Origin of the sequence: Orientia tsutsugamushi (assembly GCF_900327275.1) — a bacterium.
GTDB classification, from domain to species: Bacteria; Pseudomonadota; Alphaproteobacteria; order Rickettsiales; family Rickettsiaceae; genus Orientia; species Orientia tsutsugamushi.
Window position 1 is genome coordinate 1,715,853 of sequence record NZ_LS398548.1, and the last position, 15,763, is coordinate 1,731,615.

A 15,763-nucleotide genomic window follows, 5' to 3' on the forward strand; every position below is an offset into this window, starting at 1 on the left:
ATTTATAATAAAAGTATTTAATTAATTTTCTCATGTTCAATAAAACGATTTTAGAATTTTTTATGAGGCAATATTTAAAGATATCTGAATAACTTTATTTAGATAATATTCTGCAGATATAAATAAAATTAAAATTATGTTTATAAGGTTTATTCTATATTTAATTTATTATAGTTTAACTAGTAAAGATTAAGATTTTATACCGAACCTTAAATTTGAATATTTGCATAAAAATGCTAAATCTAAAAATCAAAGTAATGAGGTTATATTATGCATACTTACAACAAGTATACAATAATAACCTGCATGACTTCAAATTGTTAAATTTGTAAATTATAGAACAGTCAGTAGAGTTTATGGAGAATTTATAAAGATGACTAAACGAATTCTAGTAGATGCAAGTTACCCTAATGAAACTAGAGTAGCTTTAATAGATAATAATTGCCGTATAGCAGAAATTGAATATGAAACAGCAAACAAACATTTAATCAAGGGGAATATATATCTTGCAACAATTACTAAGATCGAACCTTCTTTGCAAGCTGCATTTATTGATTACAGTAACGGAAAAAGCGGCTTTTTGCCATTTAGCGAAATACACCCAGATTATTATAATAATGTTACTAACAGCTTGCCATTTGATACTATGCCTTTAGTAGAAATAACTTCAGAAGAGATTAAGGAGCAAGAATCATGCAAGAATATTCAAAATGAAGAAAACATCGATACCGAAGAATCTGATGCTGATGACAGTAAAATAATTACAGCATTTAAAAATACTACAAATGTCCAAAACGATGAAATTGAACCAGTAAGCAAACAAAACAGCCAAGAAATTGCAGAATCTTTGCTACCCCATAAGCAACAAGAAATTCAAGATGTAATTAGCAGCGGGCAGATTGTTCTAGTTCAAGCAACTAAGGAATCTAGAGGTAATAAAAATGCATCCTTTACCACTTATATTTCTTTATCAGGTAAATATTGTATACTAACCCCTAACTTATCAAACCATAGTGGCATTTCAAGAAGAATTACAAATTCAGAAGATAGAAAACAATTAAAAACAATAGTAGGCAATCTAATATCAAAAATAACAAAGACATCAAGCGTTATTATTAGAACTGCTGGCTCTCGTAGAACTGCATATGAAATTAAAAAAGATTTTAATTATTTATTAAAGCTCTGGAATGAAATTATCAATACAGCTAAGCAAGCTAAGCCACCTGCATTCATTTACGTTGAAAATGATATTATCAGAAAAACTATTCTTGATATTTATAATATTTCTGTGCAAGAAATGATTATACAAGGTAAAGCAGCTTATGATTATGCTGTTAAGTTTATGAATGCTATTTTGCCATCAGAAGTACATAAAATTAAAGAACATAAATCTACAATTCCAATCTTTGCTCAATATAATTTAGAAGAGCAGCTTGCCACATTATATAAACCAATAGTTACTCTTCCGTCTGGAGGATATATTGTTATTAATCCAACAGAAGCTTTAATCGCAATTGATGTAAACTCTGGCAAAGATACTTCTGAACAAAATATCGAAGAAACAGCTGTCAAAACTAATTTAGAAGCAGCAAAAGAAATTAGTCACCAAATTAAGTTAAGAAACTTATCAGGACTAATTACTATAGACTTTATTTGCATGACAGATTCTAAGAATCATAAATTAATTGAAAAAAGCTTCAAAAAATATCTTGCTAAAGATAAAGCAAAAATACAAGTTGATTCTATTAACTCTTTTGGAGTATTACAACTGTCTAGGCAAAGATTAAGACCATCTTTCTTAGAATCTAACTCAGTTATATGCTCACATTGCAGTGGTAAAGGAATAGTTAGAGCTGAAGAATCTAATGCTATGATTATATTACGCACTATCGAAAATGAAATACATACATCTAAATCAAATATTATAAATGTTTATGCTCACTTACATTCAGTTACATATATTCTAAATAATAAGCGAACCGAAATAGCTGATATAGAAAAAAAATATAATGTACAGTTGAAATTTTATAATGATTTCCAATCTACTTCAGATAGTTTTTCCATAGAAAAAGTTACATTATCTGCAAGTACTACTAAAAGTGCTCTTATAGAACAGCCAGTAGTAACTAGCGCTAAATTATTGGAGAATATAGAAAATCCTGCTTCACAAGCAATATCTAACACTAATATTTCAGGCTCTAAAATATTATCAATAAAATCAAATAAACGAAGAGCAAGGAAACAAACTCATAACCTAGATTTATCAGCAGAACAATCAGTTCAACAAATATCTAAACCAGTAAATGATAAAAAAGATAATCCTCCAAATAATAAAAACCAACCTACTAGGCCAATAAAAAGAAGAACAAAACCAAGTATACTAGAGACTACAAAATCATAATTGTGATGTCCTACTATAGCAAATAACAGTAGCCAGCTATATATGATAGGTGAGTCAAGATAAGGAGCATTATAATCTTACTGGTGAAAGTCCAGTTATGGAAGGAAAAGCTGGCACACCATATAGCGAGTCTTATGCTGCTAAAGGCAACGACAGTAGTAAAGCGTAGACAGTGAAACATTCTAGCCGAAACCAAATGGTGAACATAATAGCCACAAAGGTGTAATCTCTAGTGGAGGCAGATATGCTCTAGCCGATATGCTCTAATAGTAGACAAAAGAAGATTGAAGGTCAAGCTAGTGAAAGTCCAAAAGTTTTCAACTACCTGAGACACATACATCAGCGAGTTTGTAAAGATTAATGACACAACTTGAGAAGTCCTTATAACTCTCAGTTAATTAAGTAAGTATTCAAAAAGTACAAGTGGTGAAACATAAGGCTTTGGAGATAGTACAAGGATGGCTAAGTTAGCCATAGTAGTGATGAAACTCAATAATGTTGGTGAGAAGCGAAGGGTTAGCAGAAAAGTAAGAATGCAAGATGGAAACAACGACCGTGCACAGCATGAAAATACATAGTTAACGAAACTTGAGCGTATAAAGTTGCAATCATCGAAAAATCAAGACATAAAGTTTAATAATCTTGGGCATATTATTGATTAAAAGATGTGCTATAGGTAAAATTGGTCTTCTAAGGCAGATAGTATAAGTATGAAGATTTATATAGGTTTGGCATAATGATTTTTGTCAACCTTTTGTCAACCTTTTGCATAAAAATTTGATGGTAATTTGTAAAAAAATTATTTTCTAAAACACCTACTATAGCTGTATTTTTGGAGATGAAAAATGCGACCTGTAGTATTCGATTTTTTAACTAATAGTTGTAATATTATTAAAAAAAATAGTAACAATAATGACACAATATTTTATAACTTTATTGGAAATATCATTCCACCAGAATGGAGAAAGCTAAGCGGAGATAATGGAAAAGCATTAAGTAAAACATCTAAACAGCTTTTATCATTTATAGTATTTAGACTACATATCTATTACAACAAAGATATAGATGAATTACAGGAAAGTTATCAGCTTTATGAGGATAAGCTGAATGTTGGTCAAAGAAGAGTTAGGCAATGCTTAGTAGAATTAAGAGATGCAGGTTTTATTGAAGTTGAAAATAGGACAATCATTAAAGACAATGTTAAGTTACGTAATGTACCTTGCATAAAAATTCTGAAAAATTTTCAGCACTATAGTGAAAAAGGAAAAGAAGAAAATATAGCCTTACCAGAAAAAAAATTTCGTCCCAACATGAAAGAAATTTCAGGTCAACCTGAAACTTTTTTCAGGGACATATATAGATATATAAAAAAATCTAAAATATCTAGATCTACTGAAGGTGAGTTAGTAGAGAATAAAAAAAATGAAAATGAAGAACAAAATTTTCAAAATGTTGATGATTTTGAAAATGATATACAGACTTCAACTAAAAATTGCAATCAAGACATTGAATCACTAATAACAAAGATTCTCAAGTCTTCGAATGGTAAAAAAGAATGGTTCAAAAGGTACAGGCTAGAAGACTTTTACCCACTAACACCAGAAGATGTAGTTACACTGCAACATAAGTCTGATAGAGGTTTTAACATTAACACTGCCTATAAGCAAAATTGGTCTTCTAAGGCAGATAATATCAGTATGAAGATTTATATATGTTTGGCATAATAATTTTTTTCTACCTATTTTCTACCTTTTGCATAAAAATTTGACTGTAATTTTGTAAAAAAATTATTTTCTAAAACACCTACTATAGCTGTATTTTTGGAGATGAAAAATGCGACCTGTAGTATTCGATATTTTAACCAATGGTTGTAATTTTGTTAAAAATAATAGTAACAATAATGACACAATATTTTATAACTTTATTGGAAGTATCATTCCACCAGAATGGAGAAAGCTAACTGGAGATAATGGAAAAGCATTAAGTAAAACATCTAAACAGCTTTTATCCTTTATAGTATATAGACTACATATCTATTACAACAAAGATATAGATGAATTACAGGAAAGTTATCAGCTTTATGAAGATAAGCTGAATGTTGGTCAAAGAAGAGTTAGGCAATGCTTAGTAGAATTAAGAGATGCAGGTTTTATTGAAGTCGAAAATAGGACAATAATCAAAAACAACTTTAAGTTGCGTAATGTTCCATGTATAAAACTTCTAAAAAATTTTCAGCGTTTCACTGAAAAAGAAACAAAAGGAGAAAAAATTATTGATCTAACCCAAAAAATTTTTCGCTCCAACCTGAAAGAAATTTCAGGTGAACCTGAAAAAAGTTTCAGGTACATATATAGATATAATAATAATAATAATAAAAATAATAATAGATCTAGATCTACTGAAGATAAGTTAATAGAGAATGATCAAAATAAAAATGAAGATCAACAGCAAAATTTAAAGTTTAAATATACGGAATCTGATGATTTTATAGAAATTGAGTTAGTAGGAAATGAAAAAGAAGATCAACAGCAACAACAGAATTTGAATTTCCATGAGCTTAGTGATGTTAGTAATAAAAAGCCATCAAACAAGGATTATGAGCAAAATAGTGAGTTAGCAACTCCAGCTATTACTAAAGATTCAGAGGTTGAAAAGAATGAATGCTATCCCAAAAGAAAAAGACTAGCAGATTATTATCCACTAACACCAGAAGATGCAGTTATACTACAACGTATGTCTAGTAGAAGCTTCAACATATACTTCATAAATCAATTACTGTTGAAGTTATCAAATAAATATCCAAACCGTCATTTTGCAAATAAGACAGCAGTGCTAAACTATATGGCAAAAGCGTTAGCAAATGAATTACTAACTACTGAGCAGGCTAATAGCGGAAATTTTGGATTTAATGATGTAGGAAGATTTAAAGAACAGTATCTAGCAAACATTGAATCTAGTACAGATCGTAGTATGAAGGCTCAGTTGAAGCGTAAAATAGCTGGAGTCTTTGAAGCAGATATGGCTTATCAAATTTTGACATCTTGTGATTTTGGAGCAGCGGTTAAAAACAAATATTACATCAAGTTGATTAAGAATATTACACTGTCAGATCATATTAAATTCAAGATACTACAGGAGGTACAAGCTGTGTATGGCAACGATATTGAGCAGTTACAAGTTATACCATTTGACGAATCAAAACAAGTTACCAATAGCATAACTGAGTATCAAAAAACAACAGTTTTACAGCAACAAATAAGTGATGAAGATCACCTTTCAGAACTTAGTAAAGAGCTAGGCTCCAACTCAGTTTGGTACAAAGTACGAGAATCTTTAGTTACATGTTATGGTCAAGCTATCGATAAATCATGGTTTAGCAAATTAGAAGTTATAAATGAAGATAGTGTTAACAAAAAAATATTCATCAAAGCAAAAACAGAATTTGAAGATAGTTACATCAGAGAGAACTATCTGAAAGATCTTGAGTCCTCTTTTAAAGCTCAGGGATTTTCTTTCGAGTTAGTTAAGTTTAGTAATTTTAATAAAATTTAAAGAGTGATATGGAAAAAGATCTTGCAAAGATTGCTCCAAATAATATTCAAGCAGAGCAAATGATACTTGGAGCAATTCTGATTAACAATCGTGCGCTATATAACATTAACGAATTTTTACTGCCAGAACATTTTTATGAACCATTACATGGCAAAATATACAAGTCAATTAATCTCATTATTAGTAAAGGAATTAGCGCTACTGTAATTTCGCTCAAAAATATGCTAGGCAATGAACTCACATTTGATGAAATAGGTGGAGTGGATTATCTAGCTAAACTTACAACTTTAGCATTAAGTATAGTTAATGTTAATGAGTACGGCAAAATAGTATATGACCTTGCGCTGCGGCGTTATTTAATTGAAATTGGAGAAAAAATAGTAACAAATGCATATTCTTCTACTTTAGCAGATTTAGCTATAACTCAGATCGAAACTGCTGAATCTCAATTATATGATCTAGGTGCAAGAGGAACTTTAAGTAAAGGATTTACAAAATTACAAACTTCAATTGAAGAATCATGGACATCAATTTCATCTGCTATTAAAAATAAAAACTCTATTAACGGTATTAGTAGTGGACTACTTGACCTTGATTCAAAGCTTGGAGGATTTAAAAATTCTGACCTAATAATATTAGCTGGCAGACCATCAATGGGTAAAACTGCTTTAGGAGTTAACTTAGCAATAAATGCTTGTAAATATTTTCTTACTAAAAAAAATACTAAAGATAATGTAGTGCCATCAGTTGGATTCTTTTCTTTAGAAATGTCATCTCAGCAAATCTCTACTCGAATTCTTTCTATAGAATCAGAAATTAATAGCTCTGCATTATTTAACGGTAAAATAGATGAACAAGATGTTGATAAGTTGAAGACTGTACAAAATGAAATACAAAAGTGGAATTTTTTTATAGATGATGCTCCAGCAATCTCGATATCTGCAATTAGATCTCGAGCTCGTAGACTTAAACGTACTCATAATTTAGCAATATTATTTATTGATTATTTACAGCTAATAAAAATTGATAACAGAGGAAGTCAGTATAATCGAGTACAGGAGATTTCTGAAATTACTCAGAGCTTAAAAGCTCTTGCTAAAGAGCTCAATATTCCAGTCATTGCATTATCTCAATTATCTAGAGCTGTAGAACAAAGGTCAGATAAAAAGCCTCTACTATCAGATCTACGAGAATCAGGCTCCATTGAACAAGATGCTGATATTGTAATGCTTATATATCGGGACGAATATTACTTGTCTAGATCAGAACCAGATCCAGGTACTCCAGAATACACAGAATGGGTTACAAAACAAAATAAATGTTATAACACTGCTGAAATAATTGTTGCTAAACACCGTAATGGTCCAGTTGGTACAGTGAAGTTGTACTATAATAGTAGGTATTCTAAATTTGGCAATATTGTTAAAAACTCTCAGCAATGTTAATAAACGCTAGATTATGCATAAGATGAAAAAATGCTTATTCAAAAAAAATTACAGCAAAATTTTACTCATTAACACCAGAGATATGTAACTCAAGATTGGTTTTTGGCATCGTGATAACTGAATTCAAAAAATTTATAATTTAATTTGCCTCTTTTCCAGTTTTTATCTGGGATTGGAGTATACAAAAAGTTTAAATTATGGTATAATTTATTAATAACCATTTGGAGGTGGCCAATGATAGATTTTTATAGTGAGAGCTTAATAAATAAGCTGTTCAGAACCAACATAAGATTTAACACCAAAATTGATCTTGATAAAGTTGAAAGAGCAATAAAATATGCTAAAAAATATCATGGTCAGCAAAAGAGAGATACTGGAGAACTCTACTACACACATCCATTGAAAGTAGCGTACATGGTATCAGACTACAGCTCTGAAACAGATACAATTATTACTGCAATACTACATGATACACTTGAAGACACAAAACTAACTAAAGAAAGAATAAGGTACGAATTTGGCGCTAATATTGCAGAACAGGTTTCAGACCTTACCAGAGTTAGGGATAATAAGAAAATCAGTGCTATGGAAATGATACAAATATTACGCAGCCAAAATAAAACAGAACTATTACTGATCAAGCTTTTTGATAGATTCCATAATATTACAACTATATTCATCAAACCTCCTCACAAAAGGCAAGAAATAATATTTGAAACTCAGCAAGAATTTATAGCTCTTGCTGAATACCTTAAACTACCAGAGATCGGAGAACGCTTAAGCGAATATTGTAAACTTCATGCTAGCTAATGAGTAAATAATTGAGAATGAAAGGATTAAATATATGATATTAAAATCTAAGACTAAGTATACCTTACATAGCGCTATTCAAGATGGTGATATTAAAAAAGTGAAGCAGCTTATTAATAAGGATATTACACTTGTCAATTCAAAATATAAAGATGGCACTACTGCTTTATCTGTTGCTTTGAAATATAAGAATCTACCTATTGCTAAGATTTTGTTGAACAATGAAGCTAACGTAAACGCACAAGATAATGATGGGCACACTGCTTTACATCTTGTTGTTGAAACAATTCAAGTATATTATGAATTTTTCGAAAAATATCCTACCTATTGCAATGATCATATAGCATTACTGCTAAAATATAATGCTGATGTAAATATCGAGAATAATCAAGGTAATACACCTTTATCCGATGCTGCTAAATGCAAATGTGTAGAACCTTTAGCAATTATGCTAAAACATAATTCTACTGGTATTAATAAAAAATATGATGAAGGAGAAACGCTACTACATATTGCTGTTCGTAATAAAATCATAGATATTATACAGCTTTTGATTGATTATGGAGCAGATATTGATGCAAAAGATGATAACGGCATGACTACTATAGATTATGCTGCTAAAAGCGGTAATGCAGATATATTCAACTTTCTAACGGAACAATGGGTCCCATGGTATTAGGTTTCAACAGATAGCTAATATGTTAATATTAAAAAGAGAAGTTAATATGAATGTTTTGAAATTACTTTTACAACCGGGTTATGCTGTTATATTAGCATTCGTTGTATTATCTTCACCATCGATATGTACAGCGAATAATAATGTAAACTTCAATGCCTCTAAAGGTGGTATTGATACTTCACAACAATTCTATATAAAATTTTCAACTGGTATTGCTACTAGCTACGATACATTAGAAGCTGGAATTGGTTATAGATTAGATCGGCACAGAATGGATGTAAGATTAGGATTTATGTGTCATCACAACTGTAGAGATAACTTTATTCAAGGAAATTATTATTACAATATAATTGAAGGTAACAAAGCATCAATTTTTGTTACAGGTGGCCTAGTATCAGCTTTCAATAGTGATAGCGGTACTGGTATAGACTTGGGAGTTGGTACAACAATAAACTTATTAAGAGATATATATTTAGACATTGAATGTAGCACAATTGCTAACTATAGACCACTTCCTATTCATATACGATTTGGATTGCGGGTTCACATTTAATAACTAGCAAGTTTTATAGTTAGTAATGATTAGCTCATTAACAGGATTGCGTTGTTCATTGATTGAGTATACAACTGTAACGGTATTGATATTAAAATCTTTGTATAAGTCTCTAATAAAGGCAGTATTATTATTTGAGATCATAATCTTAACACCTTTATTTGTTAATTCTTTGACAAAATCCCGTAATCTAATTTGATCTTTTTCATCAAATGGAAGTCTAGTATAGAACCGTTCTCCAGATTTATGATAAGGAGGATCAAAATAAACAAAGTCATTTTGTTGAGGCTCTATAAATGAAAAATCTGTAGCATAAATTGATACACCATGTAGAAGGCTGCTGCATTGGTTTATTCTAGATGCAATATGGAGTTTAATGTAGCATTCACCAGAAAATGTTTGAGCAGATTGTCCATTTTTGTAGACTCTATAAATTCCTCTAAAAGAATATTTATTAAGATATATAAATTTTGCGGTAATTTCATTCGGATTATTACTATATTTGTTTTTAACTTTATAATAATAATCCTTCGAATGATGTTTGTGATATAAACTCAGTAATCTATTGACCTCATTAGGATTATTTTTAACAGCATTATAGCTAGTAATTAAATCAAGATTGATGTCAGACAAAAAACATTGTTTAAAAAGATGCCTAACTTGAAAAAATAAAGCACCTCCACCAAGAAATGGTTCATAGTAATTATAGTGTGGACCTTGAGGAAGATGTTCTATTAATTTATTAACAATTCTTCGTTTACTACCAATCCAATGAAGAAAAGGCTTAGACTTATTAGCAACAGCTACTGACACATGAAGTTTAATTAATTTCTGTTAGTTGAATCTCTATTGAGATTATACCAGAAAACAGCTCGTAGTGCTAGTAATAATAACGCTTACAAGGCTTTTTATGCATCCTTTTTGAATAAGATTTATTATAACCATAAGCAAGGAATGTGATAATTTCGCATCAACATTGGATTATTATGCAAAAATTTAGCCTGTAAATTAAAAGATTTTAATAGACTGGTAAAAAATATAATGCTACTCTATACCTTATATTATCTAGGTTTTAGAACTTTGATGATACTAAGCTGAAGATTAAATACAATAAAGGGTTTAACTTTTAACTTTAATCTTCAGCGACCATTTTTTATATAAAAACAGTAGGGGAATTTTATGTCTATTGGAAACGAAGGTCAACAGAAAAATAAAAGTATATTTAATAAAAATATACAGTCAAAACTGTTACTAAGACATCTAGCAGCTGGTGATAAAGAGCTTTTAAAACTTACACATCAAATTAAAACACTAAACTTAAATATAATAGATGTATTCAAACAGCTCAAAAGTGAGTCAGAAGATGTTAGAACACTTCAGTCCGAAATAATAGAAAATAAAAAATCAACATTAAGGGAAGCCATATGTCATATACCAATCAGCTTAGCTAACAGTTAGCTAAGCTTGCTATTTTAAATTTCTAAAAAAACAAAGTTAATAAACTTAACCATAGGAGAATAATATGGAAAATAACAATATATATTTGATTCAATATATTAGGCATATAGTAAATAACTGCAATAAAACAAAGCGGAATATAGTAGAACTAGTAGGATATAAGCAAGATGCAATAGCAAAAATAACAGATACGTTAGGCTCACTTGATGAACTAATAAATCATCTAAATGATAAAATTTGTGTATTTAGAAAAAACATAGAATCAAAGAATGTAGAACTAGAAAATTTTAGCCTACAAACGTTTGTAAAGGATACTGTCGCTAGACTAAAAGCAATTGTTGAAGATGATAGAATAGATCTAAAAAGCAATTTTCAGGCTAATATAAAAGACAGTATTATTGGAGATAGTTTACGAATAAGAGCTGTACTAAGCCAGTTAGTTGGAAGTGCCATTATATATGGTACTAAAGGTACAACGATTAATATTTGTGTTCATTTGTTACCTTCTAAAGATGGAAAAACAGATTCAAAAGATAAAATATTACAATTTGTAGTACACAGCATAGGCCCTAGCATTCAGAAAGAAAAATTGCAAAAGATGAATTCTGAACTAAGCAATTCGAATTTAACAAAACATCAAGAGCTAGGACAAGGGTTGGTGTTTATAAAACAGCTTACACATCAAATGAAAGGAAATCTCAAAATAGATCAAGGAAGTAACTACATATCTTCTTCGTTTGAAGTGCCAATTCAATTATATACCTAAATTAGGATGCAACTATGCAAACGGAAGCCATATGTGATATACCAGTCAGCTTAGCTAATTGTTAGCTAAGCTTGCTATTTTAAATTTCTAAAAAAACAAAGTTAATAAACTTCACCATAGGAGAATAATGTGGAAAATAACAATAATGATCTAAATGATAAAATTTGTGTATTTAGAAAAACCATAAAATCAACGAATGTAGAACTAGCAAAATTTAGCCTACGAAAAATGCTAAATGGTACTATTGCAGCAATCAGATTAATTGCTGAAGATGAAAATATAGAGCTAAGGGAAAAAATAGGAAATGACATATACGATATTATTACTGGAGATAGGTTTCGAATAAGAGCTGTACTCACTCAGTTAGTTGGTAGTGCTATTATGCATAGTACAAATAGCAAAGTTAGAGTTAGCATTGATTTTTTGCCTCCTAAAAATGAACAATCGAATTCAAAAGATAGAATATTGCAATTTGTAGTGCATAGCATAGGAGCTGGCATTTCAAAAAACAAATTACAAGAGATGAACTCTGAATTAAAAAAACCACACTTAATTAAGCATCAAGCATTAGATTCAGGGTTAGAACTTATCAAACATCTTACATATGAAATGAAAGGAAGCATTAAGATAGACAGTAAAGAAGGGCATTATACAAAGTTTTTAGTTAGCATTCCAATACAAATTAGTAATTTAAATTCACAACATTAGTCAAATGGAGAATATTATGAAAAATAAAAAAAAGAATATCAATAAAACAAAAGACATTTCTCAAGATGTCTGGACAATTCATCTACCACCTATTTCAGCCAAATTAGTATCTACAGCTAAGGAAAGAAATATTTATCTTCGTACCGAAAATATGAATGCAGATAAATATATTGGAATGAAAATAAAGCTACAACAAGCGGAAGATTATCTAGAGGAAGCTGAATCAATGAAGCAATATTGTATAGATTTGATTCAAAAAATTAAATATATGTTTGATCTTGCTACTGCTAAAATCAGACATCTAGCAGATGATCTACTATGTGGGCAAAATGATTTCAAAGAAGATGAATATAAAACTACTAGCTTAACAAGAATACTTAATTGTGTTGCTAACCTACAAGAGTGCTGTAACAGTATGGTTTACTCACTTAGAGACCAAATTGAGCTTCAAAACGTACATTTAAAAAAATTTAGCATACAAAAACTATTGAAGGATACAATTAGTTCGCTGAAAGAAATTGCTGAAGATAGAGAAATATCGCTCAGTTACAATGTTCAGGACAACATAAATGACATTGTTATTGGAGATAGTTGTCTATTGCAAACTATACTTAGTCAATTAATAAGTGGAGCTATTAGAGTTAATAAAAGCTGTCAGGTTGATGTTATAGTTAGGTTATTTACTTCGCCGTATCGAAAGGTAAATGAAAAAGACAGAATATTAAGATTCATAGTACGTGATAACGGAAAAGGTATTTCACAAGAAAAACTACAAGAAATAAATGCAAAATTTACTGATTTGCATTCAATTAGAGATCCAGAAATATTAGACTCGAGTCTAGGATTTACAAATTACATTGTTAACAAACTAAGTGGAAAATTAGAGATAAAGAGCGAGGCAAATAAGTGCACAGCTATTACTTGCGATATACCAGTACAACTTAATTAAAAGATATGGAAGCATTTTATGAGTCATACTATAAAATCTGGAGATTTTGGTATTCAAGCAAAAGTAAATAATACTATTAGAGCACTGAAGCCATTCACAGAAAATAAAGGAATAAATCTTAGCTGCAACTTCAAAAATGATATAAAAGATTTAATCATTGTAAATAGTTTTCAAATACAGGCAGTACTAATACTATTAATTGGCAATGCTACTAATAGTCAATGCAGAGAAATTAGCGTTGAAGTTGATTTGCTGCCTTCTGCAAATCAAAAGACAAATTATAGAATATTACAATTAATTGTTTTTGATAACGGAATTGGAATTTCAGCTGAAAAAGTAAAAAAGATAAATAATGAGCTCAGAAACTTACATATCAAAAGCTATGCAGTACTAGAATCTGAATTACAACTCGTTAAACGTTTTATACATGATATAACTGGAAAAATTAAACTAAAAAGTCAGCAAGACAAGTATACAGCTTTCACGTGTAGTATACCTATCGAAGTTCGCTGAGAAACTGAAAATTAGAATTATTAATGGGGATGGAGGAAATAATGTTGGCATTTTTAAATTGTGAACATATCAATAAACTACTTGATAAGCTGGACTTGATTAATCATAGTTTTAATAAACGCATTGATCTTGATAAACACATTGATCTTGATAAAGTTGAAAAAGCAATATTTTATGCCCAAAAATATCATGGTCAGCAAAAGAGAGATACAGGAGAACTATACTACACACATCCATTAGAAGTAGCTTATATGATATCAGACTACAGCTTTGAAACAGATACGATTATTACAGCAATACTACATGATACCATCGAAGACACAAAACTAACTAAAGAAAAGATAGCAATGGAATTTAATGATAACATTGCCGAGCAAGTTCTAGCTCTTACAAGAAACAGAGGTGGTAAGAAAACCAGTTCCATGAAAATGATTCAAACATTAGTGAATCAAGATAAAGTAGAGCTATTACTAATCAAACTATTGGACCGATTGGATAATATTAAAACTATATTCATAAAGCCAGCCAAAAGAAGACAAGAAATCATACTAGAAACGCAGCAAGAATTTATACCTCTTGCTGAATATCTTAAATTACCAGAAATTGCTATAGAGCTAAATAAATACTGTGAGCTTTATACTACCTAATAAACTAAAGTTTAATAGGTGGTTAATGTAGTGAATTGCAGAAATTAAAATCTAATAACATTGTCTATAGATACCGTGATAAGAATCAAGAAAAGAAATAATAATTTTATAAAAAAGATGTAAGTTTTTATAAAATTATTATTTCTGATTGATTAAAACATTAGGATTAAAAGGAGAATTATGCTTTAAAACACCATAAATGATATGTAATAACTTACGCATAGCGGCAATAAGGATAAGCATTTTGGGTTTGCCAGTATCAGACAAACGTTGAGAAAATTGCTTGATAATACAATTATGTCTTAAGGCAGACATAGCAGGCATATAAAAAGACTTACGTAGATCTGAATTACCAGTTCTAGAGATTCTACTAGCACCCCGCACGGAACTGCCAGATTGACGATGCTTAGGATTAAGACCTACAAAAGCTACAACTTGTTTAGCAGAACTAAATTTCTCAATATCTGCTAAAAAAGCAAGAACTACAGCCTGTGTTTTTGCTCCTATGCCTGGTATTGACTCAAGCCTTATTATGAAGATCTGTGTTATTTTTAATATGGTCATTGATTAGTTGTTCAATTTCTTTAATTTGCGTTTCAAGAAATTCAATATGCATTTGAATATTATTAGCAATTGCTTTAGAAGCTCCTTCTAATCTATTTGTTTCTTGTGTTTTATGCTTAATTAAAACATTCAGGCGATTAACTAGCTGCTGTAGTTCTTGAATATAAAGAGGCTGTGGATACCATGCTTCCGGTTTCATTGCTTTGCAAAAATCTGCTATTAATACACTGTCTGCTTTATCTGTTTTTGTACGACTAAGTTTACTCATTGCAAAACCTTTAATACGGACAGGATTTACTACGCTCACTTTATAACCATAATCGTACAGATATTTCGCTAAATTTTTCCAGTAGATACCTGTTGCTTCCATACAAACATGTCCAGTTCCACTGCTTTTTAACCATGTTACTAATTTGTTAAACCTTTCAGAATTATTGTTAAATTTTCTTGTTTGAACTTTATTATTAATTAACACATCTGCATCAAATGTCTCTTTAGAAATACCAATCCCTACAATTATACTATTCATAATCACCAAATTTTATGTTAAATATCTCAAAACCAACCTTGTAAATACAGGCTTTTTTGCCTAAGAATACCGTCCGGTTTTTAGTTAAAAAAGCTAGTTACTTATCTAAAATTCAGGCTATTAGCCTTAGGAACACTACTGTATACTAGCTTTCTTTTGTGCTATTGCTATAATCTTTTATTTTATTGC

General features: G+C 30.1%; 14 protein-coding genes and 1 pseudogene. 13 read left to right on the plus strand and 2 right to left on the minus strand.

The genetic code is table 11. The features are described from left to right. Positions 1 to 373: 373 nt before the first annotated feature. The 7 genes from DK405_RS08970 to DK405_RS09005 all read left to right on the plus strand — a co-directional run bounded on the left by DK405_RS08970 (position 374) and on the right by DK405_RS09005 (position 9,440). The gene (locus tag DK405_RS08970; RefSeq protein WP_045912394.1) at positions 374 to 2,401 is read left to right on the plus strand and encodes an Rne/Rng family ribonuclease; all 2,028 of its coding nucleotides are present in this window, start codon (positions 374 to 376) and stop codon (positions 2,399 to 2,401) included. An 845-nt stretch (positions 2,402 to 3,246) separates the two neighbouring features. Next, a complete protein-coding gene (locus DK405_RS08980; RefSeq protein WP_081420591.1) occupies positions 3,247 to 4,125 on the plus strand; it encodes a hypothetical protein in 879 nt (292 codons plus the stop codon). Between the two features lie 109 nt (positions 4,126 to 4,234). Further along, positions 4,235 to 5,953 (plus strand): DnaA N-terminal domain-containing protein, encoded by a 1,719-nt coding sequence (locus DK405_RS08985; protein WP_064612779.1) that lies wholly within the window; start codon positions 4,235 to 4,237, stop codon positions 5,951 to 5,953. Between the two features lie 8 nt (positions 5,954 to 5,961). Continuing rightward, complete coding sequence (locus DK405_RS08990; protein WP_109510683.1) at positions 5,962 to 7,398, plus strand: replicative DNA helicase; 1,437 nt, start codon at positions 5,962 to 5,964, stop codon at positions 7,396 to 7,398. 234 nt (positions 7,399 to 7,632) lie between these two features. Beyond that, the gene (locus tag DK405_RS08995) at positions 7,633 to 8,208 is read left to right on the plus strand and encodes an HD domain-containing protein (protein ID WP_064613076.1); all 576 of its coding nucleotides are present in this window, start codon (positions 7,633 to 7,635) and stop codon (positions 8,206 to 8,208) included. A 34-nt stretch (positions 8,209 to 8,242) separates the two neighbouring features. Continuing rightward, a complete protein-coding gene (locus DK405_RS09000; RefSeq protein WP_064612746.1) occupies positions 8,243 to 8,887 on the plus strand; it encodes an ankyrin repeat domain-containing protein in 645 nt (214 codons plus the stop codon). Positions 8,888 to 8,933: 46 nt separating this feature from the next. Next, complete coding sequence (locus DK405_RS09005; RefSeq protein WP_064613122.1) at positions 8,934 to 9,440, plus strand: hypothetical protein; 507 nt, start codon at positions 8,934 to 8,936, stop codon at positions 9,438 to 9,440. Positions 9,441 to 9,443: 3 nt separating this feature from the next. On the opposite strand, the gene DK405_RS09010 is transcribed toward DK405_RS09005, so the two are convergent. Beyond that, positions 9,444 to 10,253, minus strand: a complete 810-nt coding sequence (locus DK405_RS09010; RefSeq protein ID WP_045913603.1) for a DNA adenine methylase — start codon at positions 10,251 to 10,253, stop codon at positions 9,444 to 9,446. Between the two features lie 366 nt (positions 10,254 to 10,619). Between DK405_RS09010 and DK405_RS09015 the strand changes: the two genes are divergently transcribed. From DK405_RS09015 to DK405_RS09045, 6 genes are all read left to right on the plus strand, one after another. Further along, positions 10,620 to 10,898: a hypothetical protein gene (locus DK405_RS09015; RefSeq protein WP_045915136.1), complete on the plus strand. Its 279-nt coding sequence runs from the start codon at positions 10,620 to 10,622 to the stop codon at positions 10,896 to 10,898. Between the two features lie 64 nt (positions 10,899 to 10,962). After that, on the plus strand, positions 10,963 to 11,664 hold the full coding sequence (locus tag DK405_RS09020) for a sensor histidine kinase (RefSeq protein ID WP_109455820.1): 702 nt from the start codon (positions 10,963 to 10,965) through the stop codon (positions 11,662 to 11,664). A 129-nt stretch (positions 11,665 to 11,793) separates the two neighbouring features. Next, positions 11,794 to 12,372 (plus strand): sensor histidine kinase, encoded by a 579-nt coding sequence (locus tag DK405_RS09025; protein ID WP_231967756.1) that lies wholly within the window; start codon positions 11,794 to 11,796, stop codon positions 12,370 to 12,372. A gap of 16 nt (positions 12,373 to 12,388) precedes the next feature. Beyond that, a complete protein-coding gene (locus DK405_RS14420; RefSeq protein WP_231967758.1) occupies positions 12,389 to 13,321 on the plus strand; it encodes a sensor histidine kinase in 933 nt (310 codons plus the stop codon). 18 nt (positions 13,322 to 13,339) lie between these two features. Beyond that, positions 13,340 to 13,834 carry an ATP-binding protein gene (locus tag DK405_RS09040; protein ID WP_109510556.1) on the plus strand — a complete coding sequence of 165 codons (495 nt, stop codon included), beginning with the start codon at positions 13,340 to 13,342 and terminating at the stop codon, positions 13,832 to 13,834. 41 nt (positions 13,835 to 13,875) lie between these two features. Beyond that, a complete protein-coding gene (locus DK405_RS09045; RefSeq protein ID WP_109510684.1) occupies positions 13,876 to 14,481 on the plus strand; it encodes an HD domain-containing protein in 606 nt (201 codons plus the stop codon). A gap of 138 nt (positions 14,482 to 14,619) precedes the next feature. Here DK405_RS09045 and DK405_RS09050 read toward each other — a convergent pair. Next, positions 14,620 to 15,580 (minus strand): annotated as a pseudogene (locus DK405_RS09050) (IS110 family RNA-guided transposase). Positions 15,581 to 15,763: the final 183 nt, after the last annotated feature.

Bases quoted from the DNA above. Each gene is read 5' to 3' on its own strand.
- DK405_RS09000 (WP_064612746.1), top strand. From the start codon at position 8,243: ATGATATTAAAATCTAAGACTAAGTATACCTTACATAGCGCTATTCAA.
- DK405_RS08980 (WP_081420591.1), top strand. From the start codon at position 3,247: ATGCGACCTGTAGTATTCGATTTTTTAACTAATAGTTGTAATATTATT.
- DK405_RS08995 (WP_064613076.1), top strand. From the start codon at position 7,633: ATGATAGATTTTTATAGTGAGAGCTTAATAAATAAGCTGTTCAGAACC.
- DK405_RS14420 (WP_231967758.1), top strand. From the start codon at position 12,389: ATGAAAAATAAAAAAAAGAATATCAATAAAACAAAAGACATTTCTCAA.
- DK405_RS08985 (WP_064612779.1), top strand. From the start codon at position 4,235: ATGCGACCTGTAGTATTCGATATTTTAACCAATGGTTGTAATTTTGTT.
- DK405_RS09045 (WP_109510684.1), top strand. From the start codon at position 13,876: ATGTTGGCATTTTTAAATTGTGAACATATCAATAAACTACTTGATAAG.
- DK405_RS09005 (WP_064613122.1), top strand. From the start codon at position 8,934: ATGAATGTTTTGAAATTACTTTTACAACCGGGTTATGCTGTTATATTA.
- DK405_RS09015 (WP_045915136.1), top strand. From the start codon at position 10,620: ATGTCTATTGGAAACGAAGGTCAACAGAAAAATAAAAGTATATTTAAT.
- DK405_RS09020 (WP_109455820.1), top strand. From the start codon at position 10,963: ATGGAAAATAACAATATATATTTGATTCAATATATTAGGCATATAGTA.
- DK405_RS08990 (WP_109510683.1), top strand. From the start codon at position 5,962: ATGGAAAAAGATCTTGCAAAGATTGCTCCAAATAATATTCAAGCAGAG.
- DK405_RS08970 (WP_045912394.1), top strand. From the start codon at position 374: ATGACTAAACGAATTCTAGTAGATGCAAGTTACCCTAATGAAACTAGA.
- DK405_RS09040 (WP_109510556.1), top strand. From the start codon at position 13,340: ATGAGTCATACTATAAAATCTGGAGATTTTGGTATTCAAGCAAAAGTA.